We start from the raw sequence: 5,054 nt of genomic DNA, 5'->3' as shown, positions 1-5,054 counted from the left end.
CAGCCGCCTCCCTTCTCATCAGACCAGATGCTGATGATGTGGAAGGACAACGTATGCGGGCTCGTAGGCGGGGCTGAGCCCGATGGGGTGAGGAAGCTCCTTGGAAGGGAACCTATACCCTACAGGGAGTCCCTGAGCTGGGCACTGAAGGGCTACGCTGAGCTCACCTCTTGAGGATAACGTTCTTTATGAGGTAGTTCTGCCCGATGTTGAGTATGTTGTTAACGGTCCAGTAGAGGACAAGTCCTGAGGGGAAGCTGGCGAAGAGGAAGGTAAAAGCCACGGCGGATATGTACATGATGAGATTCTGCTTGGGGTCTGGATTTGGTGTGAGCTTTTGTTGAAGCACCATAGTGAGACCCATGACAACCGGCAGTATGTAAAAGGGGTCCTTGTCAGCGAGGCTCGGTATCCAGAGCATACCTGAGAGCTTCAGGTCAACCGTTATTATCAGAACCTTGTAGAGGGCGAAAAAGACGGGTATCTGGACGAGTATCGGGAGACACCCGCTCATGGGGTTGAAGCCTATCTCAGAGTAAAGCTTCATCATCTCTTCCTGCATCTTAGCGGGGTCGTCCTTGTACTTCTTCCTTATCTTCTCAAGCCGCGGAGCGGCTTCCTGCAACTTCATCATAGAGGTCGTGCTCTTGTAGTTGAGGGGGAAGAATATAAGCCTGAGGAGGAAGGTCAGGATGACTATGGAGAGTATCCAGCTACCCGTGTGCTCGTAAACCCAGTACATGAATATGAAAAGGGGCTTGACTATAACCTTCAGCCTGCCCCAGTCCAAGAGGTCCGCAAGCCCTATCTCCCTTAGCCTTGAGTAGTACTTGGCACCCATGTAGAGGGTCATTGGCTCACTGTAGCCCACGTAGGTGAAGGTTATGAACTTCTCCTCCCCGTCACTCCTGTAGGAGACCTTGTCAACCACAACACGTTCTATATTCCCCTTGAAGCCCTTGAAGAAGTACCTGCTCTCCTCACCGGCGAACTCTATCCTTCCCTCATAGAGCTGCTTGCCCTTCAGGTCTCCGACGTCAATACGGAGGACCTCCCCGTTTATCTTCAGAACGGGTCCCTCGTGGGTGTAAAAGGACTTCTCAAAGGGATGGGTTCCCACGAGTATGTAGGGGACCCTCTTGAGGTTGGTCTCAACGGTGAGCTCCATGTAGTAGTCCTTAAAGAGGAGCCTCTTTACCAGCCTTACCTTTCCCTTCTGGTAGGTGAGTATGAGGCTGTCCCCTTTTCTCTCCACCTTGTACTCACCGAAGTTGAGCTCATAGTCCAGTGAAGGGTCTCCCGTGTATACCTCAAGGGGAAATACGCCGAGCTTCCTCTCCGCATCGGTTATCAGGTCAAAGCCGAACTGCCTGTCAACGAAGCTGACTATCCTACCTCCTACGGGGGACACTTCAAGGGAGAAGTTGCCGAGCTCGTACTTGAGGGTCTCGGCGGGCTTTAGCTTCTCCCTCCTCGTGCCGAGCATAAGCTGAGGCATAGAGGGTGGAGCCTTTTCCTTTGGCTTTGGCTTTACCTCTTTTTCGGTCTTCTGCGCCACCTTCTCCTGAGGTGCTGGCTTGAAAAGGTAGGAGGAGAGTATCTCATAGCCCAGCAGGAAGAAGGCTATGAGCGTCATAGCTATGAAGATTCTCTTCGGGTCAGGACCTTGCTGTTGCGTCAAGGTAAGTCCACACCTCCTTTAGACCAGGGACCGCACCTCAGAACCCTCCACAGGGCTTTGAGGGTCCCCTTGAGGGCTCCGTGCTTTTCCACAGCCAAGATAGCGTACTCGGAGCATGTAGGGTGGAACCTACAGCTCGGTGGATAGAGGGGTGACAGGAATACCTGCCAGAAGCGAAGCAGCTTTATGAGAAGGGCACTCATCTAAGGCGCCAGCCTCTTCCTTCCCTTCTGCCTTCTCCTCTTGATTATCCTCCTGCCAGACTTGGTTCTCATGCGGGCTAAGAAGCCGCTCTTCCTCTTCTTCTTCCTGTTGGATATGTGGGGCTTTAAAGCCTCAGGCATAGCTCAACCCTCCTTCCAAAGGGGGCGGGTGCTCAGAAGCCCGCCCTTCCGGAGAATATACCCGTGAACACGAAGACGATTGAGAAGAGGAGGGCATAGAGGGCAAGGGTCTCAATAAAGGCGAGGCCTATGAACATTATCGTCTGAAGCCTACCACCCACGTTGGGGTTCCTCGCTATCCCTTCCTGGGTTCCCCTGACGGCGTGTCCCATTCCTATACCGGTTCCGAGGGCTGCCAATCCTATGGCAAGACCGGCTGCAAGGGCGAGAAGCCCGTAGAAGAGAGCCTTGTCAGAGGAAGAGCCTGCAGCTCCCTCGGCGGCAAATCCGAGCGCTGGGAGTATGAGCGTGGCTATGGATGCGAGTGCCTTTCCTTTCATTGCTTACCTCCTTTCACTTTATTATCAAGGACGGAACTTTCACCTCATCTATAACCTTGCAGAGGGTCACCGTGGGCTGACAACCCCAGAGCAGCAGGTCGGGCTTTTCCTCATCAACGAACTTGAGAGCCTCCTCGGCAAGCTCACCGGCAACGGTCTTTATCTCAATCTGAGCACTCTCGTCGTTTACAATGTGCCTCCACAGGGTCTTCACCCTGTTCTTAGCCCTCTCCTTTGCGTTCTTAACGGTGTCCGGAGGAAGGGGTACCCCGAGGGACACGCTCGCCTCCTCAAGCCTGTAAAGGTCCTCAAGGACCACAAACACCTCAATGTCCGCTGAGAAGGAGTCGGCAAACTCCCTCAGCATCTCAAGGGACTTCCTGCACTCAGCGGAAGAATCGGTAAGGATAAGGGCTATCTTCATATCAGTGCTCCTCATGGACGACAGCTCCAGCAAGATAAACAACCGAGAGTATCATAAAGACGTAGGTCTGTATAAAGACGGCGAGAAACTTTATAGCTATTATGAAGATGAGAGCCACGGGGGATAGAGCCATCGTGAAGGGGTTCTTGACCGCAACGCCGACCAGAGCCAAGAGGAGTATCGCTCCTCCCTTCATGTTGGCAAACAACCTGAGGGAGAGGGTTATGGGACGGGCTATGTGGGAGATTATCTCAACCACGACAAAGAAGGGAGCGAGCCAGGGTATCGGTCCCATGAAGTGCTTGAAGTAGGCAAGTCCGTTTTCCCTTATCCCCTCATAGTTGTAGTAGAGGAAGACCGTCAGAGCCATTGCGAGGTTGGTGTTCATGTTTCCTGTGGGGGCATCAAGACCTGGAACCATCCCGAGGAGGTTTGAGAAGAAGATAAAGAGCCCCATGCCAGCTATAAGGGGCGTGTACTTGAGTCCCCTCTCGCCTATGTTATCGGTGAGCATGCCCCTTACAAACCTCAGGTAGCCTTCAAGGAGAGCCTGATACCTTGTCGGCTTGATAGAGGGTCTCCCGCCGAGCAGGACGAGGAGCACGGATATACCCATAGCGACAAGACCCAGAACAACGTGGTTTAAGCTTACTCCTTCCATTCCTTGACTCCTTCGTTTTCGGCTGAAAGATTATATCACAGTTAGAGGTTTATCTCAGCCCTTAGTATGTCGTGAAGGTGTATTATGCCTTCAGGTTTCCCCCTTTCGTCAACAACTATCAGGACGGTTATCTTGTGCTCTTCCATTCTCCTGAGAGCCTCAAGAGCCATCTCATCAGCCCTCGCTGTTTTTGGATCCCGGGTCATAACCTCCTTTGCCAAGCTCCTGTTCAGGTCCCCTCCCCTCTTGACAAACCTTCTGAGGTCCCCGTCAGTTATTATACCCACGAGCCTTCCCTCGGAGTCCACAACGGCGGTCGCTCCAAAGCCCTTGGAGGTCATCTCAAGGACCACCTCTCTCATGGGCGTGTCCTCTCTCACAAGGGGAAGCTCATCTCCCGTGTGGTAGAGGTCCCTGATGAGCCTGAGCTTCCTGCCGAGGGCACCGGCAGGGTGTCTGAGGGCGAAGTCCTTCTCGGTAAAGCCCCTTAGCTCAAGAAGGGTCATGGCGAGGGCGTCTCCGAGGACGAGGGTCGCCGTTGAAGAGGTTGTGGGGGCGAGCTGAAGGGGACAGGCTTCCCTGTCAACGTTGAGGAAGAGGTGAACATCGCTGTACTTGGCTAAGGTTGAGCCCTTCCTGTTGGTTATGGCTATCAGGGGAACGCCGAGCATCTTTATGTAAGGCATCAGGGCGACAACCTCAGCGGACTCCCCGCTGTTGGAGATGGCTATGACTACGTCCTGGGAGTCTATCACGCCTAGGTCGCCATGGAGGGCTTCCGAGGGATGGAGGAAGTGGGCTGGCGTGCCCGTGCTTGAAAGGGTTGAGGCTATCTTACGGGCTATGTGTCCTGACTTCCCTATCCCCGTTACTACAACCTTTCCCCTGCAGTCAAGTATAAGGTCAACAGCCTTTACGAAGCTGTCCCCGAGGCTCTCTTTGAGCCTCTCTATACCCTTTACCTCCTCCTCTATAACCCTCCTCGCTCTACGAAGAACCTCCTCAGGACTCATGACTTCGCTCTGTAGTTCTCTATGCCCTTCTTTATCTCCTCTATGGCGCTCTGGAGCCCCTTCCAGCTCTCAACCTTAACCCACTTCCCCGGCTCAAGCTCCTTGTAGTGCTCAAAGAAGTGCTTTATCCTGTCCCTGAGTATCTGGGGAAGGTCGTCAACTGTCTTTATATCCTCATAGGTAGGGTCAAGCTTGGAGTGGGGGACAGCAACGAGCTTGGTGTCTATACCCTCCTCGTCCCTCATCTCAAGCATGCCTATAGGTCTGCACCTTATCACGGAGCCCGGAACCACCGGCTCCCTTGATATCACGAGAACGTCAACGGGGTCTCCATCATCAGCGAGGGTCTGAGGTATGAAGCCGTAGTTGAAAGGATACTGCATCGCCGTGAAGAGAAATCTGTCAACGAAAACAGCTCCGCTCTCCTTGTCCACCTCGTACTTTATACCGCTCCCCTGAGGAATCTCAACCACGACGTAGATATCTTCGGGAGGGTTCTTACCCGCCGGTACGTCCATCAGACCCATATCACACCTCCTAAGAGTTTCCTA

General features: G+C 53.4%; 8 protein-coding genes. All 8 read right to left on the bottom strand.

Going from position 1 to position 5,054, the window contains the following annotated elements; genetic code table 11:
* Positions 1–163 precede the first annotated feature (163 nt).
* Genes AC1HCM_RS07660 through ppa form a run of 8 tightly spaced genes read right to left on the bottom strand, consistent with a single transcriptional unit; the run spans position 164 to position 5,030 of the window.
* Positions 164–1,636, bottom strand: coding sequence for a YidC/Oxa1 family insertase periplasmic-domain containing protein (locus AC1HCM_RS07660; protein WP_479461179.1), 1,473 nt, complete (start codon positions 1,634–1,636; stop codon positions 164–166).
* Positions 1,637–1,677: 41 nt separating this feature from the next.
* Positions 1,678–1,884 carry a membrane protein insertion efficiency factor YidD gene (yidD, locus tag AC1HCM_RS07655; RefSeq protein WP_479461178.1) on the bottom strand — a complete coding sequence of 69 codons (207 nt, stop codon included), beginning with the start codon at positions 1,882–1,884 and terminating at the stop codon, positions 1,678–1,680.
* Positions 1,885–2,025: a 50S ribosomal protein L34 gene (gene rpmH, locus AC1HCM_RS07650; protein WP_479461177.1), complete on the bottom strand. Its 141-nt coding sequence runs from the start codon at positions 2,023–2,025 to the stop codon at positions 1,885–1,887. It lies immediately after the preceding gene.
* Between the two features lie 32 nt (positions 2,026–2,057).
* Positions 2,058–2,405: an ATP synthase F0 subunit C gene (gene atpE / locus AC1HCM_RS07645; RefSeq protein ID WP_479461176.1), complete on the bottom strand. Its 348-nt coding sequence runs from the start codon at positions 2,403–2,405 to the stop codon at positions 2,058–2,060.
* A gap of 13 nt (positions 2,406–2,418) precedes the next feature.
* The gene (locus AC1HCM_RS07640; protein WP_479461175.1) at positions 2,419–2,829 is read right to left on the bottom strand and encodes a universal stress protein; all 411 of its coding nucleotides are present in this window, start codon (positions 2,827–2,829) and stop codon (positions 2,419–2,421) included.
* Between the two features lies 1 nt (position 2,830).
* Positions 2,831–3,490: a F0F1 ATP synthase subunit A gene (gene atpB / locus AC1HCM_RS07635; protein ID WP_479461174.1), complete on the bottom strand. Its 660-nt coding sequence runs from the start codon at positions 3,488–3,490 to the stop codon at positions 2,831–2,833.
* A 41-nt stretch (positions 3,491–3,531) separates the two neighbouring features.
* On the bottom strand, positions 3,532–4,503 hold the full coding sequence (locus AC1HCM_RS07630) for a KpsF/GutQ family sugar-phosphate isomerase (protein ID WP_479461173.1): 972 nt from the start codon (positions 4,501–4,503) through the stop codon (positions 3,532–3,534).
* Positions 4,500–5,030 carry an inorganic diphosphatase gene (gene ppa / locus AC1HCM_RS07625; RefSeq protein ID WP_479461172.1) on the bottom strand — a complete coding sequence of 177 codons (531 nt, stop codon included), beginning with the start codon at positions 5,028–5,030 and terminating at the stop codon, positions 4,500–4,502. Before ppa ends, AC1HCM_RS07630 begins: the two co-directional genes overlap by 4 nt.
* Positions 5,031–5,054: the final 24 nt, after the last annotated feature.

The sequence above is a fragment of the Hydrogenivirga sp. genome, assembly GCF_056450045.1.
The sequence above is the reverse complement of the archived record's forward strand: the minus strand, read 5'-3'. Positions and strand labels throughout refer to the sequence as shown.